Origin of the sequence: Geminocystis sp. NIES-3708 (assembly GCF_001548095.1) — a bacterium.
Taxonomy (GTDB): Bacteria; Cyanobacteriota; Cyanobacteriia; order Cyanobacteriales; family Cyanobacteriaceae; genus Geminocystis.
In genome coordinates, this window is record NZ_AP014815.1 from 1,696,367 (window position 1) to 1,717,889 (window position 21,523).

27 protein-coding genes and 1 pseudogene are annotated in these 21,523 nt (G+C 28.5%); 9 read left to right on the top strand and 19 right to left on the bottom strand.

The window, feature by feature from the left end; translation table 11 throughout:
• Nucleotides 1-4 precede the first annotated feature (4 nt).
• The 7 genes from GM3708_RS07465 (at nucleotide 5) to GM3708_RS18670 (ending at nucleotide 6,866) form a co-directional block, all read left to right on the top strand.
• Nucleotides 5-3,133: a DUF3987 domain-containing protein gene (locus GM3708_RS07465; RefSeq protein WP_066345294.1), complete on the top strand. Its 3,129-nt coding sequence runs from the start codon at nucleotides 5-7 to the stop codon at nucleotides 3,131-3,133.
• Between the two features lie 100 nt (nucleotides 3,134-3,233).
• Nucleotides 3,234-3,887: an SDR family oxidoreductase gene (locus tag GM3708_RS07470; RefSeq protein ID WP_066349367.1), complete on the top strand. Its 654-nt coding sequence runs from the start codon at nucleotides 3,234-3,236 to the stop codon at nucleotides 3,885-3,887.
• 398 nt (nucleotides 3,888-4,285) lie between these two features.
• Nucleotides 4,286-5,038 carry a ParA family protein gene (locus tag GM3708_RS07480; RefSeq protein ID WP_231933113.1) on the top strand — a complete coding sequence of 251 codons (753 nt, stop codon included), beginning with the start codon at nucleotides 4,286-4,288 and terminating at the stop codon, nucleotides 5,036-5,038.
• A gap of 12 nt (nucleotides 5,039-5,050) precedes the next feature.
• A complete protein-coding gene (locus GM3708_RS19260) occupies nucleotides 5,051-5,605 on the top strand; it encodes a ParB/RepB/Spo0J family partition protein (RefSeq protein ID WP_231933115.1) in 555 nt (184 codons plus the stop codon).
• Between the two features lie 48 nt (nucleotides 5,606-5,653).
• Nucleotides 5,654-5,953: a hypothetical protein gene (locus GM3708_RS19270; protein ID WP_255358443.1), complete on the top strand. Its 300-nt coding sequence runs from the start codon at nucleotides 5,654-5,656 to the stop codon at nucleotides 5,951-5,953.
• A 354-nt stretch (nucleotides 5,954-6,307) separates the two neighbouring features.
• The gene (locus GM3708_RS07490; protein WP_144439293.1) at nucleotides 6,308-6,616 is read left to right on the top strand and encodes a hypothetical protein; all 309 of its coding nucleotides are present in this window, start codon (nucleotides 6,308-6,310) and stop codon (nucleotides 6,614-6,616) included.
• Between the two features lie 88 nt (nucleotides 6,617-6,704).
• Nucleotides 6,705-6,866, top strand: a complete 162-nt coding sequence (locus GM3708_RS18670; protein ID WP_158505854.1) for a hypothetical protein — start codon at nucleotides 6,705-6,707, stop codon at nucleotides 6,864-6,866.
• Nucleotides 6,867-7,008: 142 nt separating this feature from the next.
• Here GM3708_RS18670 and GM3708_RS07495 read toward each other — a convergent pair whose 3' ends face one another.
• From GM3708_RS07495 to GM3708_RS07510, 4 genes are all read right to left on the bottom strand, one after another.
• Nucleotides 7,009-8,166, bottom strand: coding sequence for a hypothetical protein (locus GM3708_RS07495; protein WP_066345299.1), 1,158 nt, complete (start codon nucleotides 8,164-8,166; stop codon nucleotides 7,009-7,011).
• 69 nt (nucleotides 8,167-8,235) lie between these two features.
• Entirely contained in the window at nucleotides 8,236-8,709 is a 474-nt protein-coding gene (locus GM3708_RS07500) for a hypothetical protein (RefSeq protein ID WP_066345300.1), read from the bottom strand.
• An 81-nt stretch (nucleotides 8,710-8,790) separates the two neighbouring features.
• Nucleotides 8,791-10,584, bottom strand: a complete 1,794-nt coding sequence (locus GM3708_RS07505) for a type I restriction-modification system subunit M/S (protein WP_066345301.1) — start codon at nucleotides 10,582-10,584, stop codon at nucleotides 8,791-8,793.
• A 146-nt stretch (nucleotides 10,585-10,730) separates the two neighbouring features.
• Nucleotides 10,731-10,973: a DUF4258 domain-containing protein gene (locus tag GM3708_RS07510; RefSeq protein ID WP_066345302.1), complete on the bottom strand. Its 243-nt coding sequence runs from the start codon at nucleotides 10,971-10,973 to the stop codon at nucleotides 10,731-10,733.
• Between the two features lie 511 nt (nucleotides 10,974-11,484).
• On the opposite strand from GM3708_RS07510, the gene GM3708_RS07515 reads away from it, so the two are divergent.
• Nucleotides 11,485-11,706 (top strand): hypothetical protein, encoded by a 222-nt coding sequence (locus GM3708_RS07515; RefSeq protein WP_066345303.1) that lies wholly within the window; start codon nucleotides 11,485-11,487, stop codon nucleotides 11,704-11,706.
• Here GM3708_RS07515 and GM3708_RS07520 read toward each other — a convergent pair.
• The 7 genes from GM3708_RS07520 to GM3708_RS07550 form a co-directional block, all read right to left on the bottom strand.
• Complete coding sequence (locus GM3708_RS07520; protein WP_197671696.1) at nucleotides 11,672-12,400, bottom strand: class I SAM-dependent methyltransferase; 729 nt, start codon at nucleotides 12,398-12,400, stop codon at nucleotides 11,672-11,674. The genes GM3708_RS07515 and GM3708_RS07520 overlap by 35 nt on opposite strands.
• 41 nt (nucleotides 12,401-12,441) lie before the next feature.
• The gene (locus GM3708_RS07525; RefSeq protein WP_066345304.1) at nucleotides 12,442-13,131 is read right to left on the bottom strand and encodes a glutathione binding-like protein; all 690 of its coding nucleotides are present in this window, start codon (nucleotides 13,129-13,131) and stop codon (nucleotides 12,442-12,444) included.
• A gap of 57 nt (nucleotides 13,132-13,188) precedes the next feature.
• Nucleotides 13,189-13,446, bottom strand: coding sequence for an HU family DNA-binding protein (locus GM3708_RS07530; RefSeq protein WP_066345305.1), 258 nt, complete (start codon nucleotides 13,444-13,446; stop codon nucleotides 13,189-13,191).
• A 358-nt stretch (nucleotides 13,447-13,804) separates the two neighbouring features.
• Complete coding sequence (locus tag GM3708_RS07535) at nucleotides 13,805-14,299, bottom strand: C-type lectin domain-containing protein (protein WP_066345307.1); 495 nt, start codon at nucleotides 14,297-14,299, stop codon at nucleotides 13,805-13,807.
• Nucleotides 14,300-14,628: 329 nt separating this feature from the next.
• Complete coding sequence (locus GM3708_RS07540; protein WP_066345309.1) at nucleotides 14,629-15,156, bottom strand: hypothetical protein; 528 nt, start codon at nucleotides 15,154-15,156, stop codon at nucleotides 14,629-14,631.
• A 203-nt stretch (nucleotides 15,157-15,359) separates the two neighbouring features.
• A complete protein-coding gene (locus GM3708_RS07545) occupies nucleotides 15,360-15,737 on the bottom strand; it encodes a type II toxin-antitoxin system VapC family toxin (RefSeq protein WP_066345314.1) in 378 nt (125 codons plus the stop codon).
• Nucleotides 15,738-15,739: 2 nt separating this feature from the next.
• Nucleotides 15,740-15,985, bottom strand: coding sequence for a hypothetical protein (locus GM3708_RS07550; protein ID WP_066345315.1), 246 nt, complete (start codon nucleotides 15,983-15,985; stop codon nucleotides 15,740-15,742).
• A gap of 195 nt (nucleotides 15,986-16,180) precedes the next feature.
• On the opposite strand from GM3708_RS07550, the pseudogene GM3708_RS17915 reads away from it, so the two are divergent.
• Nucleotides 16,181-17,211 (top strand): annotated as a pseudogene (locus tag GM3708_RS17915) (IS630 family transposase).
• 145 nt (nucleotides 17,212-17,356) lie between these two features.
• Here the strand turns inward: GM3708_RS17915 and GM3708_RS19630 are convergent.
• From GM3708_RS19630 to GM3708_RS07590, 8 genes are all read right to left on the bottom strand, one after another.
• Nucleotides 17,357-17,443 (bottom strand): hypothetical protein, encoded by an 87-nt coding sequence (locus GM3708_RS19630; protein ID WP_396229666.1) that lies wholly within the window; start codon nucleotides 17,441-17,443, stop codon nucleotides 17,357-17,359.
• A 29-nt stretch (nucleotides 17,444-17,472) separates the two neighbouring features.
• On the bottom strand, nucleotides 17,473-17,622 hold the full coding sequence (locus GM3708_RS19635) for a DUF5615 family PIN-like protein (protein ID WP_255358431.1): 150 nt from the start codon (nucleotides 17,620-17,622) through the stop codon (nucleotides 17,473-17,475).
• Entirely contained in the window at nucleotides 17,619-17,867 is a 249-nt protein-coding gene (locus tag GM3708_RS07570; protein ID WP_066345317.1) for a DUF433 domain-containing protein, read from the bottom strand. Before GM3708_RS07570 ends, GM3708_RS19635 begins: the two co-directional genes overlap by 4 nt.
• Before the next feature lie 228 nt (nucleotides 17,868-18,095).
• Nucleotides 18,096-18,515, bottom strand: coding sequence for a putative toxin-antitoxin system toxin component, PIN family (locus GM3708_RS07575; protein ID WP_066345318.1), 420 nt, complete (start codon nucleotides 18,513-18,515; stop codon nucleotides 18,096-18,098).
• Nucleotides 18,515-18,730 carry a hypothetical protein gene (locus tag GM3708_RS07580; protein WP_066345320.1) on the bottom strand — a complete coding sequence of 72 codons (216 nt, stop codon included), beginning with the start codon at nucleotides 18,728-18,730 and terminating at the stop codon, nucleotides 18,515-18,517. The genes GM3708_RS07575 and GM3708_RS07580 overlap by 1 nt, the downstream gene beginning before the upstream one ends.
• 36 nt (nucleotides 18,731-18,766) lie before the next feature.
• Complete coding sequence (locus tag GM3708_RS07585; RefSeq protein ID WP_066345323.1) at nucleotides 18,767-19,759, bottom strand: DNA cytosine methyltransferase; 993 nt, start codon at nucleotides 19,757-19,759, stop codon at nucleotides 18,767-18,769.
• 11 nt (nucleotides 19,760-19,770) lie between these two features.
• Complete coding sequence (locus GM3708_RS19275; protein WP_315862627.1) at nucleotides 19,771-20,109, bottom strand: HNH endonuclease family protein; 339 nt, start codon at nucleotides 20,107-20,109, stop codon at nucleotides 19,771-19,773.
• 17 nt (nucleotides 20,110-20,126) lie between these two features.
• Entirely contained in the window at nucleotides 20,127-21,452 is a 1,326-nt protein-coding gene (locus GM3708_RS07590) for a DUF262 domain-containing protein (RefSeq protein WP_231933118.1), read from the bottom strand.
• Nucleotides 21,453-21,523 lie beyond the last annotated feature (71 nt).

Here is a 21,523-nt window from a genome sequence, read left to right on the forward strand (position 1 = left end):
CAGAGTGGTAAGAATTGACCCAAATAAAATTATTTGGCAGGAATATTGGCTAGAACATCCAGATTTAGCTAAATTCAGAACCGAGAAATATTGGGTTAAATTATCCCAAAAAGATTATGACAATGGTAAATGTAACGATACTGAATGGGAATTATTTAATCAACTTAAAGAAGAAAAACGTCAACATATCCCCATTTATCGTTATCACGAAATTCAGAAGGCGATTACCGAAGATAAGATTATCTTTATTGTAGAAGGAGAAAGTTGTGCTGATGCTTTATGGAAATTAGGTATTCCAGCTACTACTAATATCGGTGGCAGTAAAAAATGGCGTGATTCTCATTCTCAAGATTTATTAATAAATATAGGCAGTACAGAGCGGGGAGTAGAGAACAGTAAAGAAAATAACCATTTGCCTTCAATAGTTTTATGTCCTGACAGAGATATTGTTGGTGTTGAACATATGGACAAAATTAATCAATATTTTAAAAATGCTTTCTGGTTATATGCTTTTCCTCAATCTCCTTTGTGGAATATAACATTACCTGATAGTAATGGTTTAGATATTGCTGATTGGATTGATGAACTCAAAAATAGTTATGGACTCAATAATGAACAAATTAAAGAAACTATCTTCCATTCTGTTGAAAATCAATCTCGTCATTTTCAAACTCTCAACTTAGAAATTGAAACTGAGAACTCAAAATTAAATAATCTTTTGCCCCTTGCTTTTTCCCGTTTACCTTTTCATAAATCAATGTCAACAAAATCAGTCAACACTTCGATAAATAATGAATCACAGTTTAATGAAGGTAGTCAACAAACAACAGAACAATTTAACGATAAACGATTAATAATTGAATTAGAGCAATTAATTGATAGCAGTCCAAAAGAGTCAGTTTTGACTACAATATTTAATAAACTTAGTCGATTAATTGGATTACCAATAACCGAAGTTCGGAAATTATACCGAGATTTAACGAAAGAATCTGATAAATCTGCTGAGTTATCCATTCGCCAAGATGAAATTAATCAATTATTAAAATTAGAATCTGATTATTTTGATTTATCGAAGTATTTACCGATTGAAATAGTTCATCCTTTAAATCAAATTGCTGAAATTTTAGGAAGTAATAGCATCGCTCAATTAACGGCTTTATTACCTGTAATAGCTTCTCTTATTAATCCTCACACGAAATTAACTTTAATCAAAAGCTCTAAATTTATCGCTCGTCCAATTTTTTATTCGGCAGTGGTGGGTGAAAGTGGTTCTTCTAAATCTCCGACTATGGATATTTTTACTGCTCCTCTTATTCAATATATCCAACAAAAAGCAGAACATCAATATCAACAATCTCTCGCTGAATATGAAAGAATTAAAGTTGACAAAAGTATCGAAGAAAAGCCTCCTAAGCCTAAACCATTAGAATATTACGTAACTGATGTTACTTCTGAATGTATTGCTCAAATTATTAATGATCAACCCAATAAAGGCTTTTTGATGTTATTCGATGAGTTATCAGGCTTAATTAAACAAAATAATGCTTATCGTGGCGGTAAAGGAGCTGACCAAGAAAAAATACTCTCAGGTCGTGACGGTACTGGTTGGAAAGTTAACCGTAAAAATGGCGATCGTTTTAATAATGCTCGGTCAACTTATTCAATTTTAGGAGCGATGACTCCTGATGTTTTACGTCAACAAATGGGAAGTTGTCAGGATGAATCAGGTTATTGGGCAAGATTCGTTTATGCGAGTTTACCTCTGAAAAAATGTAAGTTTCCTGATGATGAAGTAAAATTCGATATTTATCCTTTACTATGTGGTTTATATGAAAATATTGAGAATCTTCCTGCTTATCAATATCATCTTTGTCAAACAGGAAGTAAGATTTATCAACAATTTTTCGATGAAATGGAGGAGTTAAAGTTAAATGAACCGAATCAAGCACTGAGGGCTGTTTATTCTAAATTTAAACGAGTAGCAGGAGAAATCGCTCTTTTACTTCAATCTCTCCATAAGGCTTTTTATCATAATGTTGGTAATGTTGACAGCAATATGTTGCTAGAACCTAAATTTATGGCGATGGGAGTCGAATTAGCTAAACGATATATAAATGAAATTAAAAGTATATATCTTAAACATGAAGGAAGTAATGAGAAAAATTTAAGTCCGATTTATTCAAAAATAATAAGTTTGAGTCAACGGAAGGGATGGTTAAAAGCAAGAGATTTAAAACAATGTGACCGTTATTTCCGTAATGTATTAAGTATCGACATCCGCCGACATTTTCAAGATTTAATTGATTTAGGTTTTGGGGAAGTTCGAGGTAATGGGAAACATTTAGAATGGCGATTTATTACACAAAGTGACAGGATTAAAGAAAATAGTAATAATTCAAATGAAAACAATAAAAATGTTGATATTGTTGACAATAAAATATCAGAATTGCCAAATTATCTTGTCAATGGTGAAAGCTATAGTTATTCTTATCAACAGCCCTTTATTAATGAAGAAGTTGCTAATGTTGACAGTTTACCAAATTTAGAAAGAAAAACTGAAAATTCAGAAAATGAAAAGATTTTATCTTCTGCTTATTCGCAACTAAAAAATGAAAATGTAAAACTAAAAACAAATTTATCAGAACTACAAATTAATTTTTCACAATTAAGAAATCAAAATTTAGAATTAATCTCCGAACTTAAGGAACTTAAAAATTCTGTCAATTCTATTATTACTCAAATTAATTCACAATCTCAATCCTCTATAATCGAGGAAAATATAAGAGAAAATATTAATAAATCAAAACTCAATCTATCTAATGAAAAAGATGAAAAACAAAATTTAAACCTTCTCTCTTCAAATGAAGAATCATTATCAACATTTGAACCAATGTCAATTTCTGACCCCACTGATATATTATCTTCCAATAAAGTTAATTCTGATGATGAATTAGCAGTAAATAAATATGAAGGATTATATGCTCGTGTTCCTGTTGAATATGCCAAAAGTCAAATCTTAGTTGGTTTAAGTGAACGACATGGTTATTTATTCGGAAGAGAATCAGGTATAACTAAAATAATTAAAGTTCCTCTCTCCCAAGTAATTGAATACAAACAGGATGAAGAATATTGATTCGATGAGTAATATTCTTCATGAATTTTAACGAATACATATATAGTTTAGTTTATGGCAAGATAAAGTGAGATCAATGAAAAATAAAAAGGAGCAAATTATGAAAATATTTTTAGCTGGTGCAACGGGGCAAACTGGTAGAAGAATTGCCTCAGAATTGGTAAAACGAAATATATCGGTTTGTGCTTTAGTAAGAGATGAAAATAAAGCACGGAAAATTTTACCTTCTGAAGTAGAACTGATAATTGGTGACGTGCTTAATCCTAATTCTTTTTCTTCTGCTTTAACTAATTGTAATATTGTTATTTGTGCTACTGGTGCAACTCCTAGTTTAGATCCTACTGCATTTTATAAGGTAGATTATGAAGGTAGTAAAAATTTGATTAATTCGGCAAAGGAAAACAATATTGATAAATTTATCTTTGTTACCTCTTTGTGTGTATCAAGATTTTTTCATCCTCTCAACTTATTTGGTTTAGTTTTATTTTGGAAAAAACAAGCAGAAAAATATTTAATTAACAGTGGGTTAAATTATACAATTGTTCGTCCTGCTGGATTAAAAAATGAAGATAATCAATATCCTTTAGTGGTTAGTGGTGCAGATACTTTATTTGAGGGTTCGATTCCTCGTGTTAAAGTCGCTCAAGTTTGTGTCGAGTCTATTTTTCACCCTAAAACTAATAATCATATTTTAGAAATAGTCGCCAAAGAAGATGCTCAATCTAAAGAATGGAGTCAATTATTTTCAGTTTAGTTACGAAAATTATTACATTGACCATCGTAATCACCCATTGCAATAATTAAACCACTAAAACCAATACAACATTGTTGAAGATATTTTTTTGATTTAATCAATAATATTTCTTCTCCTTTAAATACTCCATTCTGATAATTTAATTTCAGTGGTTTTTCAATTTTAATGATTCAGCACAATCCGAAGTTACTATATTTTTTTTAAAGTTAATTGTACATTGTTTTTTACTATCACTAATTTTAGTTACATATTCCTTAATTTTTATTATTTGCTTACGATAATCATATTGTTCTGTTATTCTGCTAATAAATAGCAAGGCAACTAATATACTACCGATAACAATAATTGTAATTTGAATATTTCTCAGTTTCATTTTTTATTTACTATGGCTATTACTATTGCCTTTATTTAATCAGGCTGGAGGAGTCGGTAAAACGACTATTACTTATAATCTTGGTTATCATCTCTCCCTCTTAAAATATCGAGTTTTACTCATTGATCTTGACCCTCAATCTTCTTTAACTACTTTCATGGGCATTGAGCCTGAGACATTAGATAAAACACCTTTTGATGCTATTATTAATGAAGAACCTTTGTTTATCTTAAAAAATATTCATGGTGTCGATTTAGCCCCGACTAATATTAATTTATCCGCCGCCGAAATTCAGTTGGTTAATCTTGATTTTCGTGAGGTAAGATTACTTGAAGCTATCGCCCCCCTATTACCCAATTATGATTTTATCTTGATTGATTGTCCCCCTAGTTTAGGGTTACTCAGTTATAGTGCTTTAATTGCATCAACTCATGTTTTAATACCCATTGAAACTCATTTTAAGGCATTTCAGGGAACTAATTTATTACTCGAAACTATTGCTAAAGTAAAGAAAAGAGGTAATCGTGATTTAAAAATAGCTGGTTTTATTCCCTCTCGTTATAGTAAAGCAAATTCTCAGGATAAAAGAACATTACAAGCTATTCAAGAAGAGTTTGGACAAATTGCCACAGTTTATGATGCTATTCCTCGGTTAACTGCTTTTGCTGATGCTTCTGAAGAAGCTGTACCCCTTGCCGTTTATGATCTTAAATGTCCTGCGGTTAAAATGATGAATAAGTTAGCCAAAGAAATTACCAATATTCAAGTTAAAAGCTAAAAGTTAAAAATAATGGTAACAAGAAAAACAGATAAACCTTATCGTGGGAAAGCTAATCTCGATGTTATTTTTAGTGACACTGAATTATCCTCCAATACCATTAACATCAAAAATATTGTTTTACCTAAACAACAACCGAGACGTTATTTTGATTCTGAAAAATTAGAACAGTTAATCCTCTCCATTAAACAACATGGTATCCTCGAACCATTATTAGTTAGACCATTATCAGAAGGAAAATATGAATTAATCGCAGGAGAAAGACGTTATCGGGCTAGTCAATCATTAGGATTAATAGAAATTCCTGTAGTTATCAAGGAAATTACTGATGAAGAGGCTTTACAAGTAGCATTAATCGAAAATTTACAACGAGAGGATTTAAACCCTATAGAGGAAACAGAGGGTTTTTTACAGTTACTCTCTATTCAACTCAATTTATCTATTTCTGATGTCATTGCTCAGTTATATCGAATGCAAAATGAGAAAGTTAGAGTGAATGGAAACGTTTCCATTCACAATGAAAGTACTGTAATTATTCAGTTATTTGAATCATTAGCCATTAAATAGGAATCTTTTATTAGAACTCGTTTACCTTTACTCAAATTACCTGACGATATTTTACAAGCTCTCAGAGAAGGAAAGATTGCTTATACTAAAGCGATCGCTCTCAGTAAAATAAAAGAAGAAAAGATAAGAGTAGATTTATTGAAGGAATCACTCGATCTTAATTTATCAGTAAGGGAGATTAAAGAAAAGATAAAACAATTACAAGAAAAACTAATAGAATCAGCATCAAAAACAGTTAAGGATTTAGTCAAAAATATTGAGAAAAAGAAACTATGGGAAACTGAACGGAAGAAGTGGGAGAAAGTAGAGAAGTTATTAGAAAAGATTAATTTATTGTTAGAGAATTAAGAAGCTTTTTTCTTACGAAAGGAAATGATTTTACTTGGAGTGCTAGATAAGGGGATAATTTTTCCGTTCTAATTATCTGTATAATCAGTTTTTGCCCAATATTTTAGCTTTGATTAGCTGTTTATTATAAATTATTAAACTATAAAGATTATTTAGCTAAAATATTTACAGCCCTGTTTAAATTAATCAGCCAATTTTATTGTATATTTAAGTAAAGATTAGGAATAAGGAATTGACACAATTCTTGTTAATTTTAAAGTCCACAATCTATTTTGTTTAGGTACTTATTTGTTTAATAATTGAAAAAGAATGATTTATTTTTTTAAGAGATTATTATTTCTTGTTTTTTCTTTAATGATAATTACTGAAAATTCAACACCATTGAAAGCTGATGGTTTAAACTCAAGTATAGAAAAATCTCCAGATATTTTAGAAGAAAATAATCGAAATGATATTTGTAATAACTCTGCAAAAGATTTACCAGTGAATAAAGATGATAAGCCCCTTTATTCACTGGCATATAGGCAATTAGATAAATTTAGAAATGAACTTTCAGCCCCATTAGTATATGATAAATCTTACATACAAAAAACATGGGCTTACAGAATCATAGGGTTTACAAGATTAAATAAAGATTCAATAGGGATTTCACTTGTAGCCTAAACGAGGGATACAGGAGATGAAACCCCCCGTATGCCTTATATGGAATTAAAAATAAATGATAAAGTTTTTGATTTGCAAGAAATGAGCTATGCTTCAGGTTTTCAATTTTTTTTCTCTACCTGATGAGGCTAAACCTCTATTAATAAGAGCAGAAAAAATAACTTTTAGAGGTAATAGAGATGATTACTGGAAATGGGAACTAAATAAAAAAACTGTTGAGGAATATAAATATGTGTTACGCTCAGAATAATAGTTTAAAATTTGAGATCATATTTCAAACAAAATTTAATAACTATTCAATAAAAATTTCTTCTATTTAGTACATTGTCTAATATTTTTAACTCTTCAAATCGGACCAGTAATCCTTGTAATGATTAAAAGATTATTAAATTTTATCCATTTTGGTTAATTAGTAATTCCCTTATTGAGAATCGAAGATTATCAACTAATGTAGTGTTGTATAAAAATTCTTCTCTTTTCCATGCTGGATTCTCAGGATTACCATACAAAAACTGATTTTTATTTATCAAAGATAAACCAAACATATCAGCTACAATACATAAATAGTTGTTATTCGTAACTCTCTTTCCTTTATTTTTTCCTTTTGTTGCAATAAAATTATTTGCGTCTGTATATTTTCTAACCTGAGCCAAAATATCTTTTTCACAACTTATATTAAGTTTAGCTTCAACAGGAATCCAATGTCCATTTATTCTAATACAATAATCAACAATTCCGTTATTATATTTATTTTCTTTATAACATTTACATTCCTCAAGTAAAGGCGTGTTTTTATCCTTTATTTCAGTTAATAAATAATTAAGAAAATAAGTTCTTATTTGCGACTCATCAATAAAAGTTTTTTCAGGCGAACATGATATTGTTTTCCATGTATCTTTACCTATATTTGTGAAATTAATATTACCACCCTGTGCATTTTTTAAGTAATCAGGTAGTATATTATTTCTCGATAATTCTAATTTTATTCCATCAAAATTTTGTCCTCTGACAGGAGTTGTAGTAGCACCTCTTATTATTTTTATGTGTCTCTCTATTTTTTCTAAAGGCAAAGGATTTTGAAAAACATAACATTGAGCATAAGAAATATATATCCTACCTTTATGATGATAACTATCATGATTGTTTTGAGAACGTATGGGTGAACCTACAACTCTTGCACAGGCAAAAATTTTTCCTTTATAAGTTTCAATTAATTGCTGATTTCTATATAAAATTTTAATCAATTTAAAGTCTTTATTTTCTTCAGCAAATTTAATTAAATTTTTAACATATTTTATCGGTCTATCTTTAGTTAAATAAAAGTAAATAATATCGTTTTTTGTTGTCCATTTCGGAGCAGACCATTCTCCGATTTCTTCTAGCTCAAATTCATTTCTGGCTTCTCTCACTAAAGATTCAAGATTTGTTTCTGAATACCCATTAAAATTTATATGAAAATCAATTTCATTTTGCAATTGTTCAATGTTCCCTGCAAAACTGATAGCAGAGATAAAACCATCAACAAAATTAATTTTACTATTACTATTCATTAAAAATTACCTTTTATCTAATTTTGACTCACTTTTTGATTTATTCAGCAGACCCTATTTACTAATAGATTATTCTTCTTCTTGTAAATCTTGAGGTAACAATGATAATGGGCAGACAATCTCATCGTAACCATAAACAGTGAAAAAGTTATAATCCCAATACTGAGATATTTCTTTTAACACTTGATCATCAAGATATAAATGACCAGTACAATCATCAAGATGTACATTTTCATCCCAACCATAACCAAGAATATCATCACAAAAAATAATAAATAAAGCTCGAATACTCATATCTAATTGACAGTCACGCAAACGAGCTTTTAGCCATTCTGAAGGAGTACATTCTCTCAGGGAAGCTAAAAAATCAGGATAAATCTTCGTTAACTGATTGGTAAAATAGAATTGATCATGCTCTGCAAACTTGTTTCCTTTATACAATAGAAAAAGAGTCATGAAACGATCTTTATTATCAAAGTAATGTTTAAAGTTGATAACTAAATCAATAAATTTTCTGGCATTGTTTGATGCGATATTAGTCATAATTATCTCCACTATATTTTTATTTATCCGAATAACTTTAATGATTTATGCAAACAAATATACTTGTCTGTTATCTGTTGTTTACGGACTTATCGCCCAATGTTGACGTTTCAAGTTTTCTTGTTCTTGAAATAAATTTTGTATTTGAGATTGAATTGTAACCATTTGGTCGAAAGTACTAATAATTTTTTGAGATTCTTGTTGATTAGGCATCATAATTTCTAATTCTTTTAATAGTTTCAATTGAATTAAAGGTATAGTTGCACCTGAGATGATTCTTTTTACTAAAGTTTGACCTACTTCAGAGTTTAGATACATAAATAATACTTTTGCATTTATTTTTTTATTCGGGCGTAAAATCAAACAGGATTGATTAACAACCCATCCCCCTTCACCTTTAGGTGGTACATCTTCTGGAATAATTCCCACTTTACCAACACTACCTTTATATATAAAAACAACGTCATTAGGTTGTAAAAAATGTTGATTATCTTTTTTAGAATAAATGGTTTCAACTTCTTTTTCTGGCTTTAGTAAATAACCATATTCAGGAAAATTAGATGCAGTTATTTCCCATGCTTTAATTTTTGATTCTTTGTCAGCACGTTTTAGATAGCTAATTTGAAGGGGCGAAATAATTGTTACTATCTCTGATAATTTGACGGTTTTTTGATCTATTAATAGTTGAGTAACTTTTTTTTGTTCTGGGGGTAATATATATTTAGATACTTCCAGAATAGAATGATTGTTAAGGATGGTTTCAATATCAATATCAACAACCAAAGATTCATCCTCACCATATAAATAAGTTTCCAGTAAAGATTGCCAATTAACTAATTGAGATTGATGATGAGATCGAATAAAAAACTGTTCATCACTACCATCAACAAATCGGACTGTTTTCTTTGTTTTATGTAAATCAAAGATAAGGATTGAAGATTGAAAAGAAGTATAAGGGAAAATAGCTGAAGGTAAAGCTATTACAGCTTCAATTTGATTTTCTTTCAATATCGTTTCTCTAAAAACTTCCGTTGTGGAGCTAAAAAGCATACTATGAGCTACAATTACCACGATTCGGGATTTAGTTTGAGAAAGAATATGAGAAAGAGCATAAACATCGCCATTACGATTGATGTGACTAAAACGATTAAACCAATCTTTCTTAACAACTTCAGAATCATATTTAAGTCCTATTGGGGGACAAGACATTGCTAAATCAAACTGTTTTAATTTACCCTCTTTCACATAGGAAGGATTTAAAATTGGATCACTATGAGCAATAGTTATATCCGAATTATTTAATATATTTATTAACTCAGGAATTAAATTAGTTGATAATATTTCAATATAAGGTAAACCCCCCTTTTCATAGATTTTTAGACTAAAATCACAATAATTATCATAAGGACAATATATTTCTTTTTTTGTAATATCCCCCAATAAATTAATCATTAAATCGCATAATTCACTAGGGATAAAAAAGATTCCTGTATAATTTTTATCTGAATTTAAAATTTTATATAAAATTTCGTTAGAAATTCTAAAATTGTTAATAATACCATTTTTACTTAAATCTTCAACTAAAATCAATAGTTTTTTAACAGAATCATTATCAATATTAATATCTGATAATTTAAAAGCTAAAGCATTTTTTAAAAAAGAATTATTCTTATAAATATCATTAAATATGGCTTTTACTTTTTCAAAATTATCAGATAAAAATTGGGGATTAAATGATAATTCCTGTTTTAGAGAATCTGATGCTGAAAGTTTCGCCCATGCTAAAATTTGAAGATAAAAAACTACATATTCTGGTTTATTTTTGTCCAAGGGTAAGCAATCTAATAAACTTGACAATATTTTTTCGTTATCCATAAAATTTTGTGTCTGTGTAGTGAAAATTAATAATTAATTGAATATGTTGATTTTAATAAGAGTTATCCAATAAAGAAAAATATAGACTTTTATCTAAAGGTTATGTTCTATCTTTATCCCATTAAAAAATATTCTGATTTAGAAATTTAACAGTTGTAGGTAGTGATTAATATATCCTGTTCTTGCACTACTACAATTCCTTTTTTATCAATAATTTTTTTAAGAGTTTTAAGCTGTGTTTGTAGATCAATTGCGAGTTGTTCAGCTAATTTTTTATTTAGAATATACTGATCTTGTTTTGGTGTTCCATAATGAATTGCTAACTCAATCATCGTCTTAGTAATTCCCCTCTGATTCATCCTTTGATGTCCATGTTTAGTAATATTCATCGATTCCCCTCAAAAATAATCGTGTTATCGCAAAAAACAAGTTAATTAGTAATAAAGCTACAAGAATTAACAAATAGTGGATGTTTCACCTTTGCCCCTTTCCCTTTACTATATTTAATATACTAACCAATAAAGAGAAAACTGTCAATAGGTATGCCATACTTTTTTAAGGTAGATCATAGTATTATTCTCAATATTATCAACCGAATTGAGGAATTACTTGAAATTAAAGCTAATAATGAAGGAGATTAAGATTTGGCTTAGTAACAGGTTGGTTTAATGGTTATTTAAAGCAAACGAACGTATGGGAAGGTAATGATGATATGGACGATGTTAGTGGTGAGGGATCGATTGAATTAATAAATGAAAATGAAGACGAATCTCTTTTCAAAGCTACAAGGCAATAAACTATTGATTATTTTTTCTTGATGATTATTAACTTTGCTTCTGTAAATATTTACAGAGTGAATTATAATATCTTAATAATTTTTAATAATTTCTGTGTGAGGAAATGACTAACTTAATATTCATCAAAGCTCGTGGTGGTTTAACTACGGGTGAAACTTTGCTAAACGTAATTAATCAAAATCCTCAAGGATTAACCATCAAGCAATTAAGTAATATCATTAACCGCCCTGTAAGTATGATTAATATTTGTTTAAAGCAATTAACCAGTAACAGACAGATAACAATACAGTTTAGCGGAATGCAAAGACTGATTTATCCAAAATAAGTTGTTCAGTTTTTATATACTCTGCTATTTGTATCTTATTTTCTTTTTCAAAATAAGTATTGATTTTATTTTCTTTTAATCCTAGTTTTTTAAATAGGTCAAATTCGTGTTTTGACAATGCCCAAGGTGGTGAATCTGTTAGTTCTTCATCATTATCTCGAAAATAATTAATAACTAATAAAATACCGTTATCAGCTACTAAGTTAGCAATATTAGTAATCACTTCAGTTCTCACATTTAAAGGTAATGCTTGTATGTTTCTACATTCATAAACAAAATCAAACTTTTTACTCCATTCTGCATTGAGATTGAATAAATCAGCGACAAGATAATTAACTTTACTATTCGAAAAACGTTTTTTACACCAAGCAATCGCATGAGGAGATATATCAAATGCAGTAATATTTTCAACTCCCAAATCAGCTAAAGCTTCGGCATCATCACCCAATCCACAACCAATTACAAGGCTATTTAATCCTGATAAATTACTTGGTTGAAGTTCATTAAGCCAATCATGGAAATAAGGATAAGGTTGCATTTTTGCCCAAGGAACTTGAGTTGCATCGTCTCCAGCTTGTTGATAAATAAGATCAAACCAGCCCGAAGGTTCAGAACGTTGTAAAGATTCTTGAGCTAATAATTTAACCTGTTCTTTAATGGTTTTTTGTTGTTTATTTGTTTTGTTTATTGTCACTTTAATTTGGTATTTAATTGAATATTTCAAAAAGGATAAAACTATCTTTTAGCAGTTTGTCCGAACAAAATATTTCTACTTTCTTCGGTAACGGTTGGTTGATTATTAAATTGTTCTGCTTGTTGATAAGCTCTAATCACTGCTTCTCTTTCTCCCATGCGTTTAAACCATGCTTCTAAATGAGGAAACTCTCTTATATCCTGTTGTTGAATTTTATACGGTACTATCCAAGGATAACAAGCCATATCTGCGATGGAATACTCCCCTACAATATAATCTTTCCCTTCTAACTGTTTATTCAATACTCCGTATAATCTATTAGTTTCTTTAACATATCGATCGATGGCATAGGGTATTTTTTCAGGAGCATATATACCAAAGTGATGATTTTGCCCCGCCATTGGTGCGAGTCCGCCTACCTGCCAGAATAACCATTCTAAAGTTTTAGCATATTGTCGAGTATCGGATGATATAAACTTGCCTGTTTTCTGGGCTAAATAAAGTAATATTGCCCCTGATTCAAATAAACTAATGGGTTCTCCGTTATCAGTCGGTTTAGTATCGATGATGGCAGGAATACGATTATTAGGAGATATTTTCAAGAAATCTGGTTCAAACTGTTCTCCCTTGGCAATATTGACAGGGATAATCTGATAATCAAGACCAGCTTCTTCTAAAAATATACTGATTTTATGCCCGTTAGGAGTTGTCCAATAGTAAAGTTCTATCATCTGTTACTCTTTATTCATATTAATAGTTTGATTATATTCCAGTATCAGAAAAATCTTTTATATATCTCCTTTATAAGTAGATGACCAACCAAATAATTTTCGTAGGCGTTGAGAAGGATTAAATTTAAACAGTGTACTATCCCTTTTTTCTTGGATATAAAATATTCCAAAATTTCTTAAATTGACACTTTCTTTCTTTTTTAAACAATTATATATTTCTTCTAAGGTAGCATTAACAATTTCTTTAACAATCCCATCTTTTTTATTAACTTTTTGAGCAATACATTTTACCGATTTTTTCTGATTTATAGACATCTTATTCTTTCAAATCAATACCGTTTTCTTCTAAATATTGAGTGATACCAACTTCTAAATCTGCTAAGGCATCCTCCATAGTGTCTTTTACCCTCATAAACCGTTCCTCCTTAATCATGAGCAACGACAAAAGAGTTAATGTTCTCGTTAACCGATTTCTATTCTTCCTTGATAGTAAACAAAATCGCTAAGTTTGAAGTATTTTTCTTCAAAACTTTAATTGTTACTCATGATTTCTTAAATACTAAATAATGTTATTGGGATAAAAATTTCGAGGTTATTGAATTTCCTGAAAAATCAGAAATTGTTATGACTTGGTTTAATCCTAATTTCTCAGGTGAATATCATCTGTTTCTGCCTAATTGATTGTGAATTCAATAATACCTCTTAATCTAGCCTTTTCAGGTGCATCGCTCCATGTTCCTACTGTACGGTTAAAAGGATTTTTTCCTCCATTTATTACTCCGTAATCTTCACCGCCTTGTAGTAAATTATTATTCGGTTCTCCCGATGCCCAGTTTGTATAGGGAACATTTTCATTATTAATCCAAATAAAATGCCCTTCTTCTTGGTAATCATTTATACCAATCCAGACAAAATCAGTGTCATGGTGAAGGAATGTATTTATTAACCACTGATTCTCTTTTTCATCATTGATTGTCACTAAATATCCGCCTAATTTCTCCGCTAAAACTCTTGCTTCCTGCCATGACATTACGTCTGTCAAAAGATATTCATTCCCATTGTCAGGATTGACTATTTTTCTTTCATCTCCTTTTACTTTTGGGCTTATTAATAGAAAAAATATACTAAACAAAATTAAGTAAAATTTGTTCCATCTATTTTGCAACATAAAATTTTTTATCTCATAGTTTTGGTCAACGATATTAGAAGCTGTTTGAAAAGTTTTGATGTAGAATATGTTAGTGGAAAACTGAAAAACAAAATGATAAGACTATTGTACGATATTGACCTCACCGATTACTGGTGACAAATTTTAGAACCATTAATTTTTCAGACTTTCAGGTATTTATTAATTTTTATTGCTTTTATTTTGAATTTTTGTTTATTTCTCTAACTTCTAACAGATGACTGTTTTCCTGAGTGCTGAGGTGTAATCATTCACTGTCGGCACATCTAATAAAGTATTATTATATTGGGTGCGATCAAACATTGATAAGATTATGGGGTATTTTTGATTTGCATTACTTGAGAAAAAATTATCTCTCTGTTAAATTGTTTTTGACACTGTTTATCCCACATTTCTTCTAAATCATTTACTGTTTCTATAAATTTTTGTACATTATCTTTATTTACTCGATTAAATAAATTTTTTATCTCATAAATTTTTGTTGGTATATAACCAATGGCATCAGAATTATTTTCATAATAATATGGACCATGTTCTATTTTTAAAGGTTTAGAATGTACTAAATTATTCCTAAATTTTTTCATTTCATCTATTATTGTCTCTAATTCAGAAAACTCATCTTCACTTATATTTAATTGCTCATTTATTTCCTTGATTTTGTTTTTGAAGTCAATATCTTTTATTTTCTTTAAACTATCTTGAATAAACTGAATATAAACAACATTAGTTAAGGATTCGATCGCAAAGAAAGAAAAAGCCATTAAGGATGGTAGAAAAAAATTAACTCTTGGATCATCTGTTACCCCTTCTCCATAACATTCCAGAAAATAAATATTCATATTTTTTAATACAATATAGTTAGAGTAATCATGTTATTTTATATTTAAGAAAACCATAAATTTAATATTATTTAGTATTATTTATTCCTTATTTTATTTTGTCCTTTATTGATAAAGTTATATCGTTATTTTTTAAAAGATTGAAAAGCAACATAAGCATATAAAAATTAGGTTAGTAGAATATTAAATTTTTTATTGTCTTGCTAACAATAAATATTAAAGTCTCTAAAATCTGTAGTTAAAATTCGATTTTCCTTAATTTCTTCTGCTAAAATTACCAAAGAAGCATCTGCTAAATCCATTGGTAAATCAGAATATTTTTTCATTAACTCAATCATTCTCGTTAAATTATCGTTACTTAAATGAAAAATATCTATACTATCTTTTGTTAACTGATTTAAGAACTTAAATTGAGCTTCTTTATTGCATCTTTCTAATAATAAATAACTGGTTTCTACTATTAGTGGATAGGTAATAACTAATTTTTCTTTAAGAGTAACAAGTTTTTGTTTTGCTAGTTCATGAAATTTATCTTTATTATTTCCTAAAGCTATGAAAAAACCAGTGTCAGCAATAATCATAATTAACCTTTCTTCGACATAATATCTTGAGCAATTTGTTCTGATTTTTCTGCTAAATCTGGTTCATCAGCAAAGCAACCAATAAAATCACTATTCCTTAATTCTGCTAATGGATCATCCTTTACATAACCTTTTTTTTCTTCTTTCTTATTCTCAATTGTTGTTATAATTATTTGGGCAATCACTTCTTGTCCTGTTTCTGATAATTCTGACAATTTACTAATTGCTTTTTCTAGTTGTTTAATCATGGTTTAATTTCCTTTATTCAATAAAAAAATGAGGGATTATTCGATCATCATTAACATCAATTTAATGGTTTTAAAGAGGATAAAACTATCTTTTGATGTAGTTGATTTTCCTTAATTATGCTAATATAGTGTTCTTAAATAAGTTGTAAGAATATAACTAATAATTAATTAACCAAAATTAGTAGATTCCTCGCCATGTATCAGGAAGACCTTAATCAATATATTCAGTCAAATCCAGACCCTAGAGAATTGAAACGTGCAGTAGCAGTAAAAATGTGGTTGGACGGATATAAACATTATCAGATTCAAAATATTTTAGGGGTAAGTTCAGGTTTTATTAGTAAATGGACAGATAAATATGAACACTCAGGCATTGAAGTCTTAAAATTAAAATATATGGGTTCAAATGGTTATTTGAAAGAGGAACAACGACAACAAATAAATAAATGGCTAAAAGAAAAAACTATTGGTCTTTATCATCCGTAAAAACAGAAATATTAGTCAGATATAATGTGGAGTTTGAATCTAATCAAAGTTATTATGATATGTTGAATTTAGCGGGAATTAGTTGGAAAAAAAGTCAAAAATCAAATCCCAAAGAAGATCAAGAATTAGTCGAAAAAAAACAAGAAATAATAGATTGGTTAGAAATAAATAGTTATGAAATACAAACAGGAGAATTAGCAGTTTTTTTTGAAGATGAATGTCATTTATTATGGGGAGATACCTGTGGTTATATTTGGGGTAAAAAAGAATAAAGAGTAGAAATAGCGATGATAAATGAAAGAAGAAGGCAAACTTATTATGGAGCAATAAATATATTAAATCAAAAGTGTATAAGTAAAAAATATGAAGGGTGTAATTCAAAGAATACAATAGATTTTATCAAATATTTATTATCAGAAAATAAAGAAAGTCGTATCGCCATAATATGGGATGGAGCGAGCTATCATCGTTCAGAAGAAATAAGAGAATATTTACAGTCATTAAATGAGGGTTTAGAAGAAACAAAATGGAAGGTAACTTGCATAAGATTTGCCCCCAATTGCCCAAAACAAAATCCAATGGAAGATATATGGCTACAGGGAAAAAGATTTATTAGAGAATTTTATCATTTATGTAAATCATTTAAGATTGTTAGATATTTATTTGAATTTTCTACGAATAATAATATTTTTAATTTTCCCAAAATGTTTATGTATGGTAATTTCTCACAAATGATTTAGGACTGTTATAAATAATTTTAATCCTAAATAACTAAAATATTTATTCATTTTTTACTGGTAAATATCGAACACGATAATTATTATCTTTAATAGTAATAATTGCACCATTTTCTAAGATATTTTGAAATTCTTCTAAAACAGGATTTCATTTAGATAAAACATAATCAGGATTAGCTTTTTCTAATCGAAAAATCATCACACTAGGCAAAGAATCACCCCTAAACGCCAACAATTCCCCAAAATCTAAATCGAAAGTGAGAATTATTCTTCCTTCATCCTTTGCTTTGACATAATCAGAGAATCAGGTAAATAAAACAAGCCTTCTTCTGATAGATGAATAGCATAATATCCTTGCTGAGATAAAGCCTTAACAGTTAAAGGTGATACTCCCATATCTGCTAAAAATTTCATGCCACTTTTTGCTCAAAAGAATAAACTTTTTCATCCGCTAACAAGGAGGCATAGTTAAGGGAGGCTTGAATATCCCCTAATTCTAAGTCAGGATACTCTCTTAAAATTTCTTCGATCGACATATCACTAGCTAACAATTTTAGCACTAAAGCAACTGTAATGCGCATTCCTCGAATACAAGCCCTTCCTCCCATGATTTCAGAGTTAAAGGTGATTCTTCCCAAAATAACTTTTGTATTTTCCATCATCTTCTACTTAATTGCATGATTTTAATTCTATTTTATGACATTATCTATTTGCTCGATCAAAAACATAAAACGGAATAAAATACTATCTATAAACTTATAATACTAGGATAGAAATAATTTTTTCTGCAAATAAATCAATAAAATTTAACTCTGTAAAAAAATATGCAATTAGTTAGATTATTTTTTAGAACCTAGAATAAAAAACAAAATTAGTAATTAACATTTTCAAGATAAAATTTTTAACTTAAAATCATTAGGATTTAGAATTTTAATACCTCGAAAAGAATTTAAAACTAACAAGTCTAAATCACCAGTAATAATGAAATCTACTGGAATAGATAAACCAGCTTCTAAAACTATTTTATCCTTTAAATCTCTTAATTCTTTCACTGCTAATATTGACAGAGGTTGACATAGTATAGTAACAGATTTTATGGTATCTATCAAATCTTGTTCTGAATAGTTTAGCTGTTTTAATCTTTTCTGTAACTTTGATTTTGTTAAAGTATCTTCTAACTCTTGTAATAAAGAATTAGATATATAAATACTCGCCAAATTATTTTCTGTTAAACTAATTATTTCACGAGGCACTCCGCCCCACAATAATCCAGAAATCCAAATATTTGTATCTAATAAAAGTTTCATTATTTAGTCTTGGTTTCTCTAACTTCTTTTACTAGAGATACGATTTCTTCCATTGATAATTGATCTTCATCTTCTCCTAATTCATCTATTTTTTGCCATAAGTGATTAAGAGTTTTTTGTGGTTTTGCTAATTTTTTAATATACTGATATAATTCAGCTAATTTATCTTCGGGAATGTTATCAATTTCTGCTTTAATTAAATCTGCGATCGACATAAAATACCTACAAGTAAAGTTGATATATACATCAAATTATAACAAAATCAACTCAGCAAATAAATTATTAATCTGTAAAACATTCTCAACGATCAATCTTAACACATTAACTACGACACTATTTCCAAATTGTTTATAAGCAATATTATTACTACCACTAATAATAAAATCATCAGGAAATCCCATAATTCTCGCACATTCTCTAGGTGCTAATTTCCGAATTTTACCATTAATTAAATAAATACCAGTTTTTGACCCAATACCCCCACCATAAGCGGATAAAGTGATAGCATGACCAAATTGATGATAAATTCTTTCACCTTGCCCACCTTTATTAATCGTACCAATTCTAATGGTTTTTTGCGGATAATTCCCTAAAATATCTCTAGTTATCTCCAAATTTTCGTTCATTTTTATATCACTTCTATTAATAATAAAATCCTTAGTTTCTGAGTCATCTAAACAAAAATCAATTAAACTGGTTGCTTTACTATAACTATTAGGAAAAATAAACATTTTAACCTTTAAATCTTTTCTAAAACCTAAAATATAGATTCTTTCTCGCTTTTGAGGTACACCAAAATTAGAAGCATTTAACACTTGATAAAAAACATCATAACCAATTTCATTTAAAGTATTTTTAACAACTTTTAAAGTTTTACCACCATCATGCCTAGCAAAATTTTTCACATTTTCTAAGATTAATAATGACGGTTGATGATATTTAGCAATTCTCACTATATCAAAAAATAAAGTACCCCTAGTATCATTAAATCCTAATTGTTTCCCTGAAATACTAAAGGCTTGACAAGGAAAACCAGCACACAAAATATCATGACTAGGTATCTCATTTTCAGGAATTATGGTTATATCTCCTTCGGGTAAAATACCATAATTTTTTAAGTAAATTTCCTGACAATATTTATCCCATTCAGAAACAAAAACACATTTAGCACCATAATAACTTAATGCTTGATGAAAACCGCCAATTCCTGCGAATAAATCAATAAAAGTTTTTCCTTTTAACATTCACCTGATTATTATCTAATCCAAACTTTAACTGCAATATCTGCTAAATATTTTGAACGTTGATTAATAGCTTCTAAATTCCATATTTCAATATTTTGTTCTCGAAAATAATGATTAATTCGGAGATTACTATTATTAAAATAATCTATTTTTTTAGAAAAAGATTTATTGGATAGTTCGCCATTATAAGCTGTCAACGTTAAATTTCCTAATCTGTGAATATATGAATCTAATTTTTCTTTTTCATTTTCTAACATAAGTTTCCATTCATCATTTAATGTCTGAGGTAAGATATGTTCTATTGTTAAATTATCCAAACTAACAATTTCTTTTGTTTGATATTTCTCTATACTACTTAAAACTAATTTTACCCTTTCATTATTAGTTTTTTCTTATATATTGATTTTGTAATAATAGCCTGTCTAAATTCTTTATCATCAGGCCATCTATCATTATCCTTAAAACTATCTAAAACTTTATATAATTTCATAGGTAAATTTCCCTCTTCAGAAGATAGTAAACTATATAGTTTGTTACAAATATTTCCTAAACTTCTGGTAGAAATATCAACTATCCATCTTCTCACAAAATAAGATTCTAAATAACGAAGAATTTCGAGAAAATCACACTGTGGTAAATTATTTTCTTGATAATCATGAAAAACGTTTAATAAAAAAATATAAACTACCTTAAAGTCCAAAATTTTAAATCGTCCTAAGTATTCATTAATAGTGGTATTATCATTAGGACATGAAAGATTTAGATAATAGCTGATAAATTTTGTTATTTCAGTTAATTTATTTTCTATATTTTTCTCTTGTTTTTTAAATCTATTTTGAAACTCTTTGTATATATTTCTTTGTAAAACAGATTTTCCATCTTTTCGCAAATAAAACCATAGTGCATTTGTCAATTCTTCCGCAACTTTTTCTTGATTATTTTCAAATTGATTTAAAAATTTATTTTGAACTAGCAACCATGTTTCATTATAAATTTTTTCTCTTTTATGAGGTTCTAAAAGCATAAAAATATAATTACGAACTAAATCAGATTGAGTCAATTCTTGACCTTTATAGTTTAAACTTTCAAAGATTAGATAAGGATTATCTTCCTCTCCAGATGTAATATTGACAAAAAATAAACGCTCTAAAATTATATTTTTCAGTTTTCTAAACTCAATATTATTACTAGACTTATTAATATTTTTATCAAAAAATTTAAACAGTTCAAAAATTTTACTTTCCCTACTTAATTCTTCAATATTTTCTAGTTCTAAATCAATAATTTTTTTATATGATTTTTTATCTGTTTGAGTAGGTAATAATTTATAACGATAATCTTCTGATTGATATTTATTAATTAAATGTGTTTCATAAATTTCTTCTTTTAAAGAATTTTCATTATCAAGAGAATATCTAATTGCAGCTAATAAGATAGTTAAAGTCGTAAGTCGTTGTTGTCCATCAATAATTATAAACGGGGAAATACCGTCAGCCGTTCCAGGTATTGATTGTGTAACAATTGAACCCATAAAAAAAGGATCATCGCTATGATCATCATAAATCATTAATAAGTCTTCCCATAACATTTGCCAATTATCTTTTTTCCAAGAATAAGATCTTTGAAACAATGGTACTTGAAACTGTTTTGTACCTTCTAGTAAATTTCTTAAACTGGTTTCAGAGGCTTTCATTTTATAATTGACTTTGGGATAAATTTAACAATATGAAAGTTGATAGTTTTTTATATGTTGTCGTTTTTTCT